Below are 15759 nucleotides of genomic sequence, written 5' to 3'. Positions count from 1 at the left end.
GTGCCCCCTACGACGTGGGCAGTTGCTTGCCGTAGTCGACCGTTTCGCCCTTTTTCGGCTCGCTGACGCTGAAGGACCTGCCCCAGTCCGTGAAGGTGAGGGTGCCGGCGCCGCCCGCGCGCTCCAGGCGGAGCGGATACGGCTTGCCCTTCAGCGAGACGTCCAGCGTGCCGCCGGAGCCGCCGTCCCCGGCGATACGGATGGTGGGGGTACCCGACTGTTCGTGGTGTCCGTCGGCCGACAGGGACCCGTGCAGGGTCAGCAGGCCCGAGAGAAGGAGGTCCTTGTCCGTGAAGCCGCTGAACTTCTTGTAGGAAGGGTCGCCCTGCGGAACCTTCACGTACTTGCCGTCGAGCTTGCCGGCCGCGCTGGTGTCACTCCCGTCGGCATGGTTCCAGAAGTCCGCGTCGGCCCGCAGATACAGGGTGTCGCCCACCCGGAGCAGGTGGAAGGTCGAGCCCTTCGACGTGACCGACCCGGTCCCGCCGTCCGCGTTCAGGCGCATGTCCAGCTGGTACGTACGCCCGCTCGTGACCACCGTCCCCGCCATCCGGACCGTCGCCACCGACGTCGCCGCCGCCCGGGTCTTCGACTGGATGACGTCCGGGGCCAGCTTTCCCACCCCGTTGGTGCCCGCGTCCGGATCCTCACTGCACGCCGTGAGGAGGGCCAGCGCGCACATCGCGGTCACCACTGCGGCGCGACGGGTACGGGTACGGCCCGGAGCAATCGCGGTCAAGGACAGGGCCACCTTTCTGACGGGTCCGGCACGGCGTACCGCAGCGTACCGGTGCCTCGCCCACCCGGCGGAGCCGGTCCGTCCGGACCGCCCACCAGGGCGTATCCGATCGGTACGGGCTAGCCTGAAGCCCACCGAGCAGGCGAACAGGACAGGAAAGTCAGCAAGCGGCATTCCGTAGAAAAAGGAAGCGGACCCATGGCAGCCGGCGCTCCCCGGATCTTCGTCTCGCATCTCGCCGGTATCGCCGTCTTCGATCCCAACGGCGACCAGGTGGGACGCGTCAGGGACCTCGTCGTCATGCTGCGCGTCGGCCGCAAGCCCCCGCGGCTGCTCGGCCTGGTCGTCGAACTGTCCACCCGGCGCCGCATCTTCCTGCCCATGACCCGGGTGACGAGCATCGAGTCCGGCCAGGTCATCAGCACCGGCGTGCTCAACGTCCGCCGCTTCGAGCAGCGGCCCACCGAGCGCCTGGTCTTCGGTGAACTCCTCGACCGCCGCGTCCAGCTGGTCGAGACCGGCGAGGAGGTCACCGTCCTGGACCTGGGCGCACGGCAGCGGCAGGCCCGCCGGGAGTGGGAGGTCGACCGGGTCTTCGTCCGCAAGGGCCGCACGGGCACCTTCCGGCGGACCAGAGGCGAGTCGCTCACCGTCGAGTGGTCGCAGGTCACCGGCTTCTCCCTGGAGGAGCAGGGCCAGGGCGCCGAGAGTCTGCTCGCCACCTTCGAGCAACTGCACCCCGCCGACCTCGCCAACGTGCTGCACCACCTCTCCGCCAAGCGCCGCGCCGAGGTGGCCGCCGCGCTGGACGACGACCGCCTGGCCGACGTGCTCGAAGAGCTTCCCGAGGACGACCAGATCGAGATCCTCGGCAAGCTGAAGGAGGAGCGGGCGGCGGACGTCCTGGAGGCCATGGACCCGGACGACGCGGCCGACCTGCTCGCCGAACTCCCCGAGGAGGACAAGGAGCGGCTGCTGAGCCTGATGCAGCCGGCCGACGCGGCCGAGATGCGGCGGCTGATGTCGTACGAGGAGCACACGGCCGGCGGTCTGATGACGACCGAGCCGATCGTGGTGCGGCCCGACTCCACCGTCGCCGACGCCCTGGCCCGGGTCCGCAACCCCGACCTCTCCCCGGCCCTCGCCGCCCAGGTCTACGTCTGCCGCCCGCCCGACGAGACCCCGACCGGCAAGTACCTGGGCACCGTCCACTTCCAGCGCCTGCTGCGCGACCCCCCGTACACCCTGGTCAGCTCGCTCCTCGACGACGACGACCTGCAACCGCTCGACCCCGAGGCCACGCTGCCGATCATCGCCGGGTTCTTCGCCACGTACGACATGGTCGCGGCGCCCGTGGTGGACGAGACCGGGTCGCTGCTGGGCGCGGTGACCGTGGACGACGTCCTGGACCACATGCTGCCGGAGGACTGGCGGGAGACCGAGTTCCACCTGGACGAGGAGGAGCAGGAGAGGGAACAGGAGAGGGAACGGGAGAAAAGGGAGCAGGAGAAGGGGGAGCAGGAGAAGGGGGTGGGGAATCGTGGCGCCTGAGCGTGAGAGCACCCGGGAGCGGACGCCGTCCGGCGCCACCGCCGCGACCCGGCCGCGCGGCCACCGTCTGGACCAGCCGCGCCCGCCGCGGCGCAGGCTCCTGCCCGAGTGGGACCCGGAGGCCTTCGGCCGGCTGTCCGAGCGCATCGCGCGTTTCCTGGGCACCGGACGGTTCATCGTCTGGATGACGTTCGTGATCATCCTCTGGGTGCTGTGGAACATCGCGGCGCCCGGCACGCTGCGGTTCGACCAGTACCCGTTCATCTTCCTGACCCTGGCCCTGTCCCTCCAGGCCTCCTACGCGGCCCCGCTGATCCTGCTCGCGCAGAACAGGCAGGACGACCGCGACCGGGTCAACCTCGAACAGGACCGCAAGCAGAACGAGCGGTCCATCGCCGACACCGAGTATCTGACCCGGGAGATCGCCGCGCTGCGCATGGGGCTGGGCGAGGTGGCGACCCGGGACTGGATCCGGTCCGAGCTGCAGGACCTGCTCAAGGACTTGGACGAGCGGCGGGACGGGCACGGCGTATTCCCGGCAGAACGGTCGGCGAGGCGTGACGTAGACGACCGGTGAGGGGCGTTATAGACGCCGTGCGTGTCGCCGTACCATCGTCTGTATGGCTAGCGAAGACGCGGTGCGCGAGGCACTGGCGACGGTGAACGACCCCGAGATCAACCGACCCATCACCGAACTGGGGATGGTCAAGTCGGTGGAGATCGGCGAGGACGGCGCGGTCGCGGTCACCGTGTACCTGACGGTCTCCGGATGTCCCATGCGCGACACGATCACCCAGCGCGTCACCGAGGCGGTCTCCCGGGTCGACGGGGTCTCCCGCGTCGACGTCACCCTGGACGTGATGAGCGACGAGCAGCGCAAGGAGCTGGCGTCCGCCCTGCGCGGCGGCCAGACCGAGCGCGAGGTGCCCTTCGCCAAACCGGGCAGCCTCACCCGGGTCTACGCGGTCGCCTCCGGCAAGGGCGGTGTCGGCAAGTCCTCGGTGACGGTCAACCTCGCCGCCGCGATGGCCGCCGACGGCCTCAAGGTCGGTGTCGTCGACGCCGACATCTACGGCCACTCGGTCCCGCGCATGCTCGGTGCGGACGGCCGTCCCACCCAGGTCGAGAACATGATCATGCCGCCGTCGGCGCACGGCGTGAAGGTCATCTCGATCGGCATGTTCACCCCGGGCAACGCCCCGGTGGTCTGGCGCGGCCCGATGCTGCACCGCGCCCTCCAGCAGTTCCTCGCGGACGTCTACTGGGGCGACCTCGACATCCTCCTCCTCGACCTCCCGCCCGGCACCGGCGACATCGCCATCTCGGTCGCCCAGCTGGTCCCGAACGCCGAGATCCTGGTCGTGACGACGCCTCAGCAGGCGGCGGCCGAGGTCGCCGAGCGGGCCGGCTCCATCGCGGTCCAGACCCACCAGAAGATCGTCGGCGTGGTCGAGAACATGTCCGGCCTGCCCTGCCCGCACTGCGGCGAGATGGTCGACGTCTTCGGCACGGGCGGCGGCCAGGTGGTCGCCGACGGCCTCACCCGCACGACGGGGACGAACGTCCCGGTCCTCGGCAACATCCCCATCGACGTCCGCCTCCGCGAGGGCGGCGACGAGGGCAAGCCGGTCGTCCTGACGGACCCCGACAGCCCGGCGGGCGCGGCCCTGAGGGGCATCGCGGGGAAGCTGGGCGGACGCCAGCGGGGCCTTTCGGGACTGTCCTTGGGGATCACCCCGAAGAACAAGTTCTAGGGCGGCGCCCTGCTTTCGGAGGGCGCGGGGCTGGTTCGACATGCGGCTCCGCCGCGTGGGCGCGATCAACCACAGACCGCTCCGGAGCCGCAAAAAGCACAGCACCCCCTACGCCGAAGGGGCGCCAAAACCACCGGCGCCCCTTTGTGCTGTCACGCGTACTGTTCTGTCACGCGTCCTGTCGTGTCACGCGTACTGTCGTTTCACGCGTCCTGTCGTGTCACGCGTAAGCGGCGATGTCCTTGATCACCGCGAACCCCAGCCCGTACGCGGACATCCCCCTGCCGTACGCGCCCAGGTGCACGCCCTGCGACGTGGAGCCCGCGAGCACCCACCCGAACTCCGACTCGCGGTAGTGGAACGGCGTGGCCACCCCGTCCACCGGCAGCGACAGCGTGGACCACTCCGGCCCGCTCAGCTCGTCGGCCAGCTCCCACGCCGTCTCGGTCTGCTGATCCAGCCAGTCGTCCCGCAGGCTGTGGTCCATCTGCCCCGGCCAGGTGAAGGACAGCAGCCCGACCCCCGCCAGCCACGCGGCCGACGACACGGACGTGGCCTCCAGCAGCCCCGTCCCGTCGGCGCTCCTGCGGGACGGGTTCGCCGCGACGGTCACGACCACCGCGAACTTCTCCCTGGGCTCGCCGACGGACGCGGCCAGATGCTCGTTCCGCACCGACGGCTCGTCCCCGTGCCCGATCGACCCGTGCTCCACCGCGCCGTCGGCCGCCGCACCCACCTGCATCAGCCAGCGCGGCCCTGTGAACGCCTCGTCGAGGCCGTACCAGGGGAAGGGCGCCTCCAGGTAGCCGTCGACCGTGCGACGGGCGGAGAGGACCGGCTGTCCGTTCTCCGCGACCGGCGAATGTTCGCCCACCCGACTTGTCGTCTCCATCTGCCCGGACGCCTCCTAGCTCTCGTCGGTCCGGGGCGGCCCGCCCCCCTTCGGGCGCACTCGTCCGGTCCGCACAACAACTCGGCAGCATATCCACACCGCTGGGACCAGCAGCGAAACCGCCCGGCACGTGGGTCGCGCGGGCGGCTGGATCAAGCCGTGAGCGGCGCACACGCGGTATGAAACGCGTCACGTGCGCCGCTCACGCAAGGGTGTCCGGTACTGCTCAGGTGGCGTCCGCGTCGAACGGCGGACGGTCGTCCTTGCCGGGGTCCTCCGGCTTCTTGGTCATGTCGATCCGGCCGCCCGCAGCACCCGTGGAAGGGGAGGAGTCGGTCTCGCGGCTGTGCACCGCGTCGGTGACCTCCGCCATCTCCTTCTTCAGGTCGAAGCCGTTGCGGATCTCCTTCAGCCCCAGCTCGTCGCTGTCCAGGTGCTTGCGGACGAAGTTCTTGGGGTTGAGGTCCTCGAACTCGAAGTCCTTGAACTCCGGGCCGAGTTCCTCGCGGATGTCCGCCTTGGCGCTCTCCGAGAACTCCCGGATCTTGCGGATGGTCCGCATCACGTCCTGGATGACCTTCGGGAGCTTGTCCGGACCGAAGACGAGCACGGCGAGCACAATGATGGTCACCAGCTCGAGTGGTCCTATGTCATTGAACACCTGAAGCTCCTTGCGATGTCCTCGGTCCTCGGCCCTCCGGTCGCTGTTGCGGGTGTTCCGTGGTCCGGGCCGGGTCCACGGTACCCGGCGGACCTGTCCGACCGGTACCGTCCCGAGGTGTCCCGCTCCGTGTGTACGACCGGTTTTCCGGGTTGTTTGCCTAGTCGGGGCATGAGTCGAGTCCTGCCTGTGACGTTTCTGTCAGTTCCTGTCCGAGGAACCAAGGACCAGCGTGAGGCGTTTCTCGGCGCCGGCGCGCTCCACGGTGAGGCTCAACCGGTCGCCGGGGCGGTGCGCACGGGTGCGCACGATCAGCTCCTCACCTGAGTGGACGGACCGCCCGTCGAGCCCGGTGACGACGTCGCCCGCGCGTAGTCCGGCCCGTGCGCCGGGGCCGCCCGCGGCGACGGCGGGCCCGCCGTCGGCGGCCTTGTCGTCGATGCGGGCGCCGTCGCCGGTGTAGTGCGTGTCGAGGGTGATCCCGATGACCGGGTGGGTCGCCCTGCCGGTGTCGATCAGTTCCTCTGCGACCCGCTTGGCCTGGTTGATGGGGATGGCGAAGCCGAGCCCGACCGACCCCGCCGGCCTGCCGTCGAGGCCGCCGGTGCCGTCGGCGGCGCGGATCGCGGAGTTGACCCCGACGGCCCGGGCATGGAAGTCGAGGAGTGGGCCGCCGGAGTTCCCGGGGTTGATCGGGGCGTCCGTCTGCAGGGCGTCGACGTACGACACGTCGCTGCCGTCCGTGCCCTCGCCGCCCGAGGTGATGGGCCGTTCCTTGGCGCTGATGATCCCGGCGGTGACGGTGCCCGGCAGGTCGAAGGGGGCGCCGATGGCGACGACCGGGTCGCCGACGCGGACGTCGTCGGAGTCACCGAGCGGCAGGGGCGTGAGGCCACGGACCCCGCGCACCTGGACGACGGCGAGGTCGTAGCCGCTGTCCCGGCCCACCACGGTCGCGTCGGCGGTGGCTCCGCTGCTGAACGTCACGGAAACCCTGCCTCCGCCGGAGACCGCGGGCGCGACGACGTGGTTGTTGGTGAGGATGTGCCCGCGGGTGTCGAGCACGAAGCCGGTGCCGGTGGCCTGTTCGCCGGCGCCGGTGACATGCAGGGTGACGACGCTGGGCAGCGCCCGCGCGGCGATGGCGGCGGCACCTCCCGGCGGGCGGCCGGGCGGCGGTGGGCCGGGCTGGGGCAGTTGTACGGTCTCCAGGCCGCCGGTGCGCTCCAGATAGGCCCCGACCAGCCCGCCGGCCGCACCGGACACCACCGCGAGCAGCAGCGCGCCCACGACGACCGTCCGCCGGGTCCGCGTCCGCCGCCGTTCCGTCACCTCCGTCACCGACTCGGCTGCACCGGCCTGTCGGAGGGGCGCCCGGGCGGCCGCCCACGGGTCCTGGCGCAACGAGTCCTGCGGGGCGGTCCACGGGCCGTGACCCGCCTGATCCTGCGGGGCGGTCCACGGGCCGCCGCCCGCCGGGTCCTGCCGGGCGGCGGGCGACGCCGGGTGCTGTACGGGCGGGGCGGGGGCCCACGGGCCCGGGCGGCCGTAGGGCGGGGTGCTGTAGGGGTCGGGGGCGTGCCGGGGCTGCTGGGGCGCCTGGGGGCGGTCGGCGGCCGGGACGGGCGGCTCCAGCGCGAAGTCACCCTCGGTATCGGCCTCGGAGGCCTCCTGAGCCCCCTGGGCCTTCCTGTGCTCCGCACCGGGCGCCCCGCTCGGCGCGGCCGCAGTCACCTCCTCGGCCCGCTTCCCCGCAGCGGGCACCGCGTCACCGGGTGTCTCCGGTGACGTCGGTATCCCCTCGTCCATGGTCTCCTCGCGGGCGAACCACGGCCCGCGCTCTGCGGCGGGCCGCGGAAGGTCCAATCCGTGCCCGGGGCAGCCGCCGTGGGCATAGTCAGCTCACAGGATTCAACCAGGTTCGCGGGTCACCGCGCAGGGGTCGTTCGGCAGGCGGTCAGCGGGGAGCGCGCGCCGAGGAGGGGGCGGGAGCGGAGGTCGTGTCGGGGACGGGTGCGGCGAGCAGGGCGGCGCCGGTCGCCTCGGGCGTACTGGTCCACGAGGTGAGGGCGAACGGCGCGTTGGTGGTCAGCGGTCGTATCAGCGGGGAGACGGCGGCCGCGCCGGCGAGCACGGGTGCGGTCAGTTCCCGCAGCGCCTTCTCTCCGGCGGCCGGGGAGGGGACCCCGGGCAGCAGCGGCGCGGAGACCGAGGTGGGAGCCGCGGTCGTGGCGCTGCCGAGCAGGGTGCCGGAGGACAGCAGCGGCGAGAGCGAGCGGCGGCGCTGCGCGTCGGCGGGGCTCGCGGTGCCCGTGCCCGTCGTACCGGCCGGGGCGACGCTGCCGCCGCCGGTGCCGCTGCGGGCGTCGGCGGCCGGGGAGCCGGGCAGTCCCGCGGTGACCCCGCCGAGGGCGACGGCGGCCAGCGAGACCGCGCCGGCAGCGACGAACGCGAACCGCATGCCGCGCGAGGCGGAGCGGTCGGCGTCCGGACGGCTGACGGGGTGGATACGGAAGCCGCGGCCGGCGGCCACCGCCGAGTCGTGCGGGTGGGCCGGGACGTAGCCGAACTCGAAGCGGTCCTCCTGGCTCACGCCGAAGACCCCGCTGTCGGACCGGCGTCCCGAGAGACCTCCGCCGCCGAACGGCGAGCCGTCCGTGTCGCCGCCGCCGGGCAGCCCCTGGAGACGGGCCAGGAAACTCTCGGAGGGCGGGGGCGGGGCGGCCTCCGCGAAGACGCTCTTCAGGGCGCGCTGGGCGTCGGCCTCCGCCTTGCACCTGGCGCAGGTCGCCAGGTGGGCCAGGACGCGCTCACGCGACTCATGACCGAGCTCTCCGTCCACCAGGGCGGAGAGTCGGTCTCCCAGGTGCTGCTCGGCGAGCTGCCGCTCGGCCGGTTTCGGTCGTGAACCACTCACGCGGACGCGCCCCCTCCTCCCAGTGCGGGAACACGGGGCACAAAGGAGCGTCGCTCCGACTTGCGGGCTTCCGGGGAGCGGTGCGCGAGGGCCTTGCGCAGCTGGGAGCGGCCACGGTGGATACGGGAGCGGACCGTGCCGAGCTTGACGCCGAGGGTCGCGGCGATCTCCTCGTACGACAGCCCCTCGATGTCGCACAGGACGACGGCGGCACGGAACTCGGGCGCCAGGGTGTCCAGGGCCTGCTGGACGTCGGCGTCGAAGTGCGCGTCGTTGAAGGCCTGGGACGGGGTGGGCTCGCGGCTGGGCAGGCGCTCGGCCGCGTCGTCGCCGAGGGCGTCGAAGCGGATGCGCTGCTTGCGCCGGACCATGTCGAGGAACAGGTTGGTCGTGATGCGGTGCAGCCAGCCCTCGAAGGTGCCCGGCGAGTAGGTCGACAGAGAGCGGAAGACGCGGACGAAGACCTCCTGGGTGAGGTCCTCGGCGTCGTGCTGGTTGCCGGTGAGGCGGTAGGCCAGGCGGTAGACGCGGCCGCTGTGCGTGCTGACGATCTCCTCCCACGTGGGCGGAGTCCATGCCTGCCCGTCCGCGTCGGTGGAGAAGGTCGCGGTCCGGTCCTCGCCCATGGCGAGCGCGTCGGCGTGGCTGGGGTCAGCAGCGGTGTCGTTCACGGATTTCGGCCTGCCCGCCGATCCGAGGAAGCGCCGTAGCGCTCCTCCCCGATCCCCAGGCGCGGCCGCACCTCCCCTGTCGGCTCTGGTGGTGTCCAGTGGAGCCCCTACCATAGCCACCTCGCCCGTTAGCACCGGATAAGCGGTTTTACAAGAATTTGATCTCTGCTGATACGGCTCGTCCAGCCGCGTCAGCGGTCGCTCGACCGCCGTCTCGGCATCGTGATCCATTCGTGTCCCCCCGCCTCGTCTTCCACCCCTCTAAACGCCTGGTCCCATCTGCGGGTTCCCGGCACCAACGGATACAGTCACGCCCAGGCAACCACGGGGACAGGAGAGGGTCATTACCGGCAACCGGCAGACGAGCTGGGCGTTCGCCGACGCCTTTGTCGCCGAGGACGAAGCGCTGCGGTGGGCCCGTGACCGGGCCCGCGACGCAGGGCTGCGCTCGGTGTCGCCCGGCACGGGTGCCGCGCTGCGTCTGCTCGCCGCCTCCGTGGACGCCAAGGCGGTCGCCGAGATCGGTACCGGGTGCGGGGTCTCCGGGATGCACCTGCTGCACGGCATGCGCGCGGACGGTGTCCTGACGACCGTCGACCCCGAGCCGGAGCACCAGCAGTTCGCCCGGCAGGCCTTCCGTGCCTGCGGCTTCGCCAGCAACCGGGCCCGCTTCATTCCCGGCCGCGCCCTCGACGTCCTCCCCCGTCTCGCGGACGCCGGCTACGACCTGGTCTTCTGCGACGGCGACCGACTGGAGTACTCCGACTATCTCGCTGAATCGTTGCGCCTGCTGCGCACGGGCGGCCTGGTGGTCTTCGAGGGCGTCTTCGCCAACGGCCGTACGGTCGACTCCGGGCCGCAGCCGACCGAGGTGCTGCGGCTGCGCGAGCTGCTGCGCACGGTCCGGGAGAGCCCGGAGCTGCTGCCGTCGCTGCTGCCGGTGGGCGACGGACTGCTCTGCGCCGTCAAGCGCTGACTCCGGCGAGACCGCGGCGGGACACCGACGGGACCGCGGCGGCGCAGGACCCGGGGGTACGGCAGCGCCCCGGCACCGCATACGATGCCGGGGCGGCCGAAAGGGTGTGGTCGCGACGCCTCAGACGACGACGTTCTTGAGGGCGTCGGCGAGCGCCGCGGCCTCGTCAGGGGTCAGCTCGACGACGAGCCGACCGCCGCCTTCGAGCGGAACGCGCATGACGATGCCCCGCCCCTCCTTGGTCACCTCGAGCGGGCCATCACCCGTCCGCGGCTTCATGGCCGCCATGCTGGTTCCCCTTCCTGAAAACAGCTCATCGTCTGCCGACGGCCCACGAGGGCACGCGCGATCCTGGCGGGACACGCGGCACCGGCATCGAACACATTGCTTCCAAGCCATTATCCCGCATCTCAGGACCCGATGACCAACATCAGTCGGCATCGCTTGGGCAACGCGCGCGAGCAAAACCACTCAATTCGGCGATGTGACTGCGATACTGCGCCGCCCCGCGTCCTTACGCCGACCGAGTCGGCTTCGGATTTCTTTGACGCAGGTCACACGACGGGTCCGGTCCCCGGACGGGGATCTCCGCCATGCTGTCCTTCGGACATCGACGTACTGAGCGGTACGTCGGCCGCGACGACGGAGACGACGGAGGGGACGCACCATGACCGACACCGTGCTCTACGAGGTGAGCGACGGACTCGCGACGATCACGCTGAACCGCCCCGAGGCGATGAACGCGCTGAACATCGCGACGAAGGTCGCGCTTCGGGAGGTCGCGCGGGAAGCGGCGGCCGACACGGCCGTCCGGGCGATCCTGCTGACCGCCGCCGGAGACCGGGCGTTCTGCGTGGGCCAGGACCTCAAGGAACACATCACGCTGCTCGCGTCCGACCGGGAGACGGGGGCGGGGCACACGATGACGACGGTCCGGGAGCACTACAACCCGATCGTGCGGGCGCTGGCCGGGGCGCCGAAGCCGGTGGTGGCCGCGGTGAACGGTGTCGCCGCCGGCGCCGGGCTCGGCTTCGCGCTGGCCGCGGACTATCGCGTGGTCGCCGACACGGCCGCCTTCAACACGTCGTTCGCGGGGGTCGCGCTGACCGCGGACTCCGGGGTGTCGTGGACGCTGCCGCGGGTCGTGGGGCCGGGCAGGGCGGCCGACCTGCTGCTCTTTCCCCGGAGCATCAGCGCGCAGGACGCGTACGCCTGGGGCATCGCGAATCGCGTCGTACCCGCGGCCGAGCTGCGAGCCGAGGGCGAGAAGATCGCGCGGAAGCTGGCCGAGGGGCCGACGGTGGCTTATGCGGCGCTGAAGGAGGCCGTCGCCTTCGGGCTGACGCACTCCCTCGACGAGACGCTCGACAAGGAAGACGAGTTGCAGGCCCGGGCCGGGGCCTCCGAGGACCACGGGATCGCGGTGCAGGCGTTCGTGAACAAGGAGAAGCCGAAGTACTTGGGGCGGTGACCTTGGTGGGGAACTGCGGGTGCGTGGGGGCTCAGCGCGCAGTTCCCCGGGCCCCTTACGGGGCGCTGTCCGTCACGGGGTCTGCCGGGCCACACAGGTTTCGAGATGGTCGTTCACCAGGCCGCACGCCTGCATGAGGGCGTACGCCGTCGTCGGGCCGATGAAGCGCAGGCCCCGCTTCTTCAGGGCCTTGGACAGGGCCGTCGACTCCGGGGTCACCGGCGGTACGTCGGCGATGGTCTGCGGGGCCGGGTACGTACCCGGCTCCGGGGCGTGCGACCAGATCAGCTCGTCCAGCTCACCGGGCGCCCACTCCGCCAGGGCCTTCGCGTTGGCCATCGTCGCGTCGATCTTCAACCGGTTGCGGATGATGCCCGGGTCCGCCAGCAGCCGCTCCCGGTCCTCGTCCGTGAACGTGGCGACCTTCTCGATCCGGAAGCCGGCGAAGGCGGCCCGGAAGCCGGGGCGGCGGCGGAGGATCGTGATCCAGGACAGGCCCGACTGGAAGGCCTCCAGGCTGAGGCGTTCGTAGAGGGCGTCGTCGCCGTGGACCGGGCGGCCCCACTCCTCGTCGTGGTACGCGACGTAGTCCTCGGTGGACAGGGCCCAGGGGCAGCGCAGTCTGCCGTCCGGTCCGGCCACGGCCGCTCCGTCGGTCACGGCCGGTCCTCCGGCTCGGGCTTGGCCAACGAGGTGTGGGGGGCGGCCTGGGCGCCGGCCAGCGTGGACTCCAGGTCGGCGATCCGTGCGTCGCGCTCCGCGAGTTCGGCGCCGAGGCGGCTGAGCGCGTCGTCCACGTCCGCCATGCGGTAGCCGCGCGGGGCAAGCGGGAAGCGGAGGCTCTCCACGTCCGCGCGGTTCACCGGGCGGTCCGGGGGCAGCGGGTCCTGGAAGCGCTCGGGCGCCACCTCGGGCAGCGGGCCGCTCTCGCCGCCGCTCACCACGGAGAGCGTGACCGCGGCGACCACGACCGCGAGCGCGACGACCAGGAACAGGAACATAACCATCGCGGTGGCCCCCAGGCTCGATGAAGCTCGGTGCGCACTCGTGCTGCCGAGTGCGCCTAGTGTGCTCGGTGTCGAATGTGTCTGTGTCCGATCGTGCCATGCGAGTCTGACAGTCCGGGGCGCAGGCGGTCGTACCGAGGGACTTACTACGAGAGGTCACAGGCGATGCTCAGGCTGGGCAAGCGGGAATTCGCACCGCACGAACCGGTGATCATGGCCATCGTGAACCGGACACCGGACTCCTTCTACGACCAGGGGGCGACCTTCCACGACGAACCCGCCCTCGCGCGCGTGGAGCAGGCGATCGCCGAGGGGGCCGCGATCGTCGACATCGGCGGGGTGAAGGCCGGGCCGGGCGAGGAGGTCACGGCCGAGGAGGAGGCCCGGCGGATCGTCGGGTTCGTCGCGGACATGCGCCGGCGGTTCCCGGACGTCGTGATCAGCGTGGACACCTGGCGGGCCTCGGTCGCGGAAGCCGTCTGCGAGGCCGGGGCGGATCTGCTGAACGACGCGTGGGGCGGGGTCGATCCGGGGCTGGCGGAGGTCGCCGCGCGGTACCGGGTGGGGCTGGTGTGCACGCACGCGGGTGAGGCGGAGCCGCGGACACGGCCGCACCGGGTGACGTACGACGACGTGGTGGCCGACATCCTGCGGGTGACCCTGGGGCTGGCCGAGCGGGCCGTGGCGCTGGGGGTGCCCCGGGAGTCGGTGATGATCGATCCCGGGCACGACTTCGGGAAGAACACCCGGCACAGCCTGGAGGCGACGCGGCGGCTGGGCGAGATGGTCGGGACGGGGTGGCCGGTGCTGGTCTCCCTGTCCAACAAGGACTTCGTGGGCGAGACGCTGGACCGGCCGGTGAAGGAACGCGTGATCGGCACGCTGGCGACGACGGCGGTGTCGGCGTGGCTGGGGGCCCAGGTGTACCGCGTCCACGAGGTGGCGGAGACGCGGCAGGTCCTGGACATGGTGGCGTCGATCGCGGGCCACCGGCCCCCGGCGGTCGCCCGGCGCGGGCTGGCGTAGCGTCCTGGGGGCTCCGCCCCGGACCCCCGGACCCCCTGCCCGCCCGCCACTCGACCCGGTGAGTCGAGAGGTGCACGAACCGGGGCGGGCGGGAGACGAGCGGTTCCTAGCGGCCCGCTTCCTTCGACACCAGAGCCACCGCCTCCGACACGTCGTCCGTGACGTGGAACAGCAGCAGGTCCTTCTCGCTCGCCTTGCCCTGGGCGATCAGGGTGTTCTTGAGCCAGTCGACCAGGCCGCCCCAGTACGCGCTGCCGAACAGCACGATCGGGAAGCGGGTGACCTTCTGAGTCTGGACGAGGGTGAGCGCCTCGAAGAGTTCGTCGAGGGTGCCGAGGCCGCCGGGCAGTACCACGAAGCCCTGCGCGTACTTGACGAACATCATCTTCCGCACGAAGAAGTAGCGGAAGTTCAGGCCGATGTCGACGTAGGCGTTCAGGCCCTGCTCGAAGGGCAGCTCGATGCCGAGGCCGACCGAGACACCGCCGGCCTCCAGGGCGCCCTTGTTGGCCGCCTCCATCGCACCCGGGCCGCCGCCCGTGATGACCGCCCAGCCGGCCTCGACCAGGCCGCGGCCCAGCTGCACTCCCGCGTCGTACTCCGGCGAGTCCACCGGTGTCCGCGCCGAGCCGAACACACTGATCGCGGCCGGGAGTTCGGCGAGCGTGCCGAAGCCCTCGATGAACTCCGACTGGATGCGCAGCACCCGCCAGGGGTCCGTGTGGACCCAGTCGGAGGGGCCGCCCGCGTCCAGCAGACGCTGGTCCGTCGTGCTCGCGGTCACCTGACCGCGGCGTCGGAGGACCGGTCCCAGGCGCTGCTCGTCCGGCGGCACCTTCTTCCCCTCGGGGTTCCCGGTAGGCATATGTGCGCTCCCTCCGCTTGCAGGTGTATCCGCCCCAGCGTAGATCCACCCGGGTTACGGGCGCGGGACGTCAGCATGTCCGGTGCGAAGCGCCGCCGGGTGGCTCAGCGGGTCAGCCAGGCGCGCAGCCGCTCCTCACCCGCCAGGATCTTGGCGGTTTCCACCCTTTCGTCCCGCTTGTGGGCCAAGTGCGGGTTGCCGGGGCCGTAGTTGACCGCCGGGACGCCGAGCGCCGAGAAACGGGAGACGTCGGTCCAGCCGTACTTGGGCATCGGGGTGCCGCCGACCGCCTCGATGAAGGCGGCCGCGGCCGGGTGGGAGAGGCCGGGCAGCGCACCGGGGCTGTGGTCGTCGACCACGAACTCCTCGACCCCGCAGTCGGCGAAGACCTCGCGGACGTGCGCGATCGCCTCCTCCTCGGAACGGTCGGGCGCGTACCGGAAGTTGACTGAGACCACACACTCGTCGGGGATGACGTTGCCGGCCACGCCGCCCGAGATGCCGACCGCGTTGAGGCCCTCGCGGTACTCCAGGCCGTCGATGACCGGGTAGCGCGGCTCGTAGGCGGCGAGCCGGGCGAGGATGGGAGCGGCCGCGTGGATCGCGTTGGCGCCCATCCAGGAGCGCGCGGAGTGGGCCCGCTCGCCCGTGGTCTTCAGAAGGACGCGCAGGGTGCCCTGGCAGCCGCCCTCGACCTCGCCGTCCGACGGTTCGAGGAGGACCGCGAAGTCGCCCGCCAGCCACTCCGGGTGCGCCTCGGCGACGTGCCGGAGGCCGTTGAGATGGGCGGCGACCTCCTCGTTGTCGTAGAAGACGAAGGTCAGGTCGCGGTTGGGGGCGGGGACGGTGGCCGCGATGCGCAGCTGGACCGCCACGCCGGACTTCATGTCGCAGGTGCCGCAGCCCCACAGCACGCCGTCCTCGTCCAGCCGGGACGGCACGTTGTCCGCGATCGGGACGGTGTCGATGTGGCCGGCCAGGATCACACGCTCGGGACGGCCGAGGTTCGTGCGGGCGATCACGTTGTTGCCGTGGCGGTCGACCGTCAGGTGCGGCAGGGCACGCAGCGCGGCCTCGATCGCGTCCGCGAGCGGCTGCTCGGTGCCGCTCTCCGAGGGGAAGTCGACGAGTCGCGCGGTCAGCGCGGCCGCGTCCAGCGTGAGGTCAAGCGAGGTGTCGGCCATGGCCCCGACCCTAACGCGCGCCGCCCGGCGGGCATGTTCACAGGC

17 protein-coding genes are annotated in these 15759 nt (G+C 71.7%); 6 read left to right on the top strand and 11 right to left on the bottom strand.

Annotated elements, in window-relative coordinates; all coding sequences use genetic code 11:
* Positions 1-7: 7 nt before the first annotated feature.
* On the bottom strand, positions 8-739 hold the full coding sequence (locus ACZ5K7_RS15990) for a hypothetical protein (RefSeq protein WP_468913873.1): 732 nt from the start codon (positions 737-739) through the stop codon (positions 8-10).
* A gap of 198 nt (positions 740-937) precedes the next feature.
* Here ACZ5K7_RS15990 and ACZ5K7_RS15985 point away from each other — a divergent pair, with 198 nt between their 5' ends.
* The 3 genes from ACZ5K7_RS15985 to ACZ5K7_RS15975 are packed head-to-tail and all read left to right on the top strand — an operon-like array spanning position 938 to position 4044.
* Positions 938-2290 carry a magnesium transporter MgtE N-terminal domain-containing protein gene (locus tag ACZ5K7_RS15985; protein ID WP_468913870.1) on the top strand — a complete coding sequence of 451 codons (1353 nt, stop codon included), beginning with the start codon at positions 938-940 and terminating at the stop codon, positions 2288-2290.
* A complete protein-coding gene (locus ACZ5K7_RS15980; protein ID WP_468913867.1) occupies positions 2280-2867 on the top strand; it encodes a DUF1003 domain-containing protein in 588 nt (195 codons plus the stop codon). Before ACZ5K7_RS15985 ends, ACZ5K7_RS15980 begins: the two co-directional genes overlap by 11 nt.
* A gap of 43 nt (positions 2868-2910) precedes the next feature.
* A complete protein-coding gene (locus ACZ5K7_RS15975; protein ID WP_468913864.1) occupies positions 2911-4044 on the top strand; it encodes an Mrp/NBP35 family ATP-binding protein in 1134 nt (377 codons plus the stop codon).
* Positions 4045-4264: 220 nt separating this feature from the next.
* On the opposite strand, the gene ACZ5K7_RS15970 is transcribed toward ACZ5K7_RS15975, so the two are convergent.
* The 5 genes from ACZ5K7_RS15970 to sigE form a co-directional block, all read right to left on the bottom strand.
* On the bottom strand, positions 4265-4936 hold the full coding sequence (locus ACZ5K7_RS15970; protein ID WP_351704713.1) for a hypothetical protein: 672 nt from the start codon (positions 4934-4936) through the stop codon (positions 4265-4267).
* A 226-nt stretch (positions 4937-5162) separates the two neighbouring features.
* Entirely contained in the window at positions 5163-5597 is a 435-nt protein-coding gene (locus ACZ5K7_RS15965) for a sec-independent translocase (protein ID WP_351704710.1), read from the bottom strand.
* 201 nt (positions 5598-5798) lie between these two features.
* On the bottom strand, positions 5799-7406 hold the full coding sequence (locus tag ACZ5K7_RS15960; RefSeq protein ID WP_468913859.1) for a S1C family serine protease: 1608 nt from the start codon (positions 7404-7406) through the stop codon (positions 5799-5801).
* Between the two features lie 148 nt (positions 7407-7554).
* Positions 7555-8514: an anti-sigma factor family protein gene (locus ACZ5K7_RS15955; protein WP_468913856.1), complete on the bottom strand. Its 960-nt coding sequence runs from the start codon at positions 8512-8514 to the stop codon at positions 7555-7557.
* A complete protein-coding gene (sigE, locus tag ACZ5K7_RS15950) occupies positions 8511-9299 on the bottom strand; it encodes an RNA polymerase sigma factor SigE (protein WP_351704701.1) in 789 nt (262 codons plus the stop codon). Before sigE ends, ACZ5K7_RS15955 begins: the two co-directional genes overlap by 4 nt.
* 163 nt (positions 9300-9462) lie before the next feature.
* Between sigE and ACZ5K7_RS15945 the strand changes: the two genes are divergently transcribed.
* The gene (locus ACZ5K7_RS15945) at positions 9463-10161 is read left to right on the top strand and encodes an O-methyltransferase (protein ID WP_351705232.1); all 699 of its coding nucleotides are present in this window, start codon (positions 9463-9465) and stop codon (positions 10159-10161) included.
* A gap of 120 nt (positions 10162-10281) precedes the next feature.
* Here the strand turns inward: ACZ5K7_RS15945 and ACZ5K7_RS15940 are convergent, their stop codons facing one another.
* A complete protein-coding gene (locus ACZ5K7_RS15940) occupies positions 10282-10449 on the bottom strand; it encodes a DUF3117 domain-containing protein (protein ID WP_004950282.1) in 168 nt (55 codons plus the stop codon).
* Between the two features lie 379 nt (positions 10450-10828).
* Here ACZ5K7_RS15940 and chcB point away from each other — a divergent pair, with 379 nt between their 5' ends.
* Entirely contained in the window at positions 10829-11632 is an 804-nt protein-coding gene (gene chcB / locus ACZ5K7_RS15935) for a 2-cyclohexenylcarbonyl CoA isomerase (protein WP_468913852.1), read from the top strand.
* Positions 11633-11704: 72 nt separating this feature from the next.
* Here chcB and ACZ5K7_RS15930 read toward each other — a convergent pair whose 3' ends face one another.
* Together ACZ5K7_RS15930 and ACZ5K7_RS15925 are read right to left on the bottom strand one after the other, a co-directional pair.
* The gene (locus tag ACZ5K7_RS15930) at positions 11705-12292 is read right to left on the bottom strand and encodes a DNA-3-methyladenine glycosylase I (RefSeq protein WP_351704695.1); all 588 of its coding nucleotides are present in this window, start codon (positions 12290-12292) and stop codon (positions 11705-11707) included.
* A complete protein-coding gene (locus ACZ5K7_RS15925) occupies positions 12289-12639 on the bottom strand; it encodes a DivIVA domain-containing protein (RefSeq protein ID WP_351704692.1) in 351 nt (116 codons plus the stop codon). The genes ACZ5K7_RS15930 and ACZ5K7_RS15925 overlap by 4 nt, the downstream gene beginning before the upstream one ends.
* Before the next feature lie 165 nt (positions 12640-12804).
* Between ACZ5K7_RS15925 and folP the strand changes: the two genes are divergently transcribed.
* Positions 12805-13665 carry a dihydropteroate synthase gene (folP, locus tag ACZ5K7_RS15920; RefSeq protein ID WP_468913850.1) on the top strand — a complete coding sequence of 287 codons (861 nt, stop codon included), beginning with the start codon at positions 12805-12807 and terminating at the stop codon, positions 13663-13665.
* A 106-nt stretch (positions 13666-13771) separates the two neighbouring features.
* Here the strand turns inward: folP and ACZ5K7_RS15915 are convergent, their stop codons facing one another.
* Together ACZ5K7_RS15915 and dapE are read right to left on the bottom strand one after the other, a co-directional pair.
* Positions 13772-14530, bottom strand: a complete 759-nt coding sequence (locus ACZ5K7_RS15915) for an LOG family protein (RefSeq protein ID WP_351704686.1) — start codon at positions 14528-14530, stop codon at positions 13772-13774.
* 104 nt (positions 14531-14634) lie between these two features.
* Positions 14635-15714 (bottom strand): succinyl-diaminopimelate desuccinylase, encoded by a 1080-nt coding sequence (dapE, locus tag ACZ5K7_RS15910; RefSeq protein WP_351704683.1) that lies wholly within the window; start codon positions 15712-15714, stop codon positions 14635-14637.
* Positions 15715-15759 lie beyond the last annotated feature (45 nt).

It is taken from the genome of Streptomyces sp. NPDC031497, from assembly GCF_055580905.1.
The sequence above is the reverse complement of the archived record's forward strand: the minus strand, read 5'-3'. Positions and strand labels throughout refer to the sequence as shown.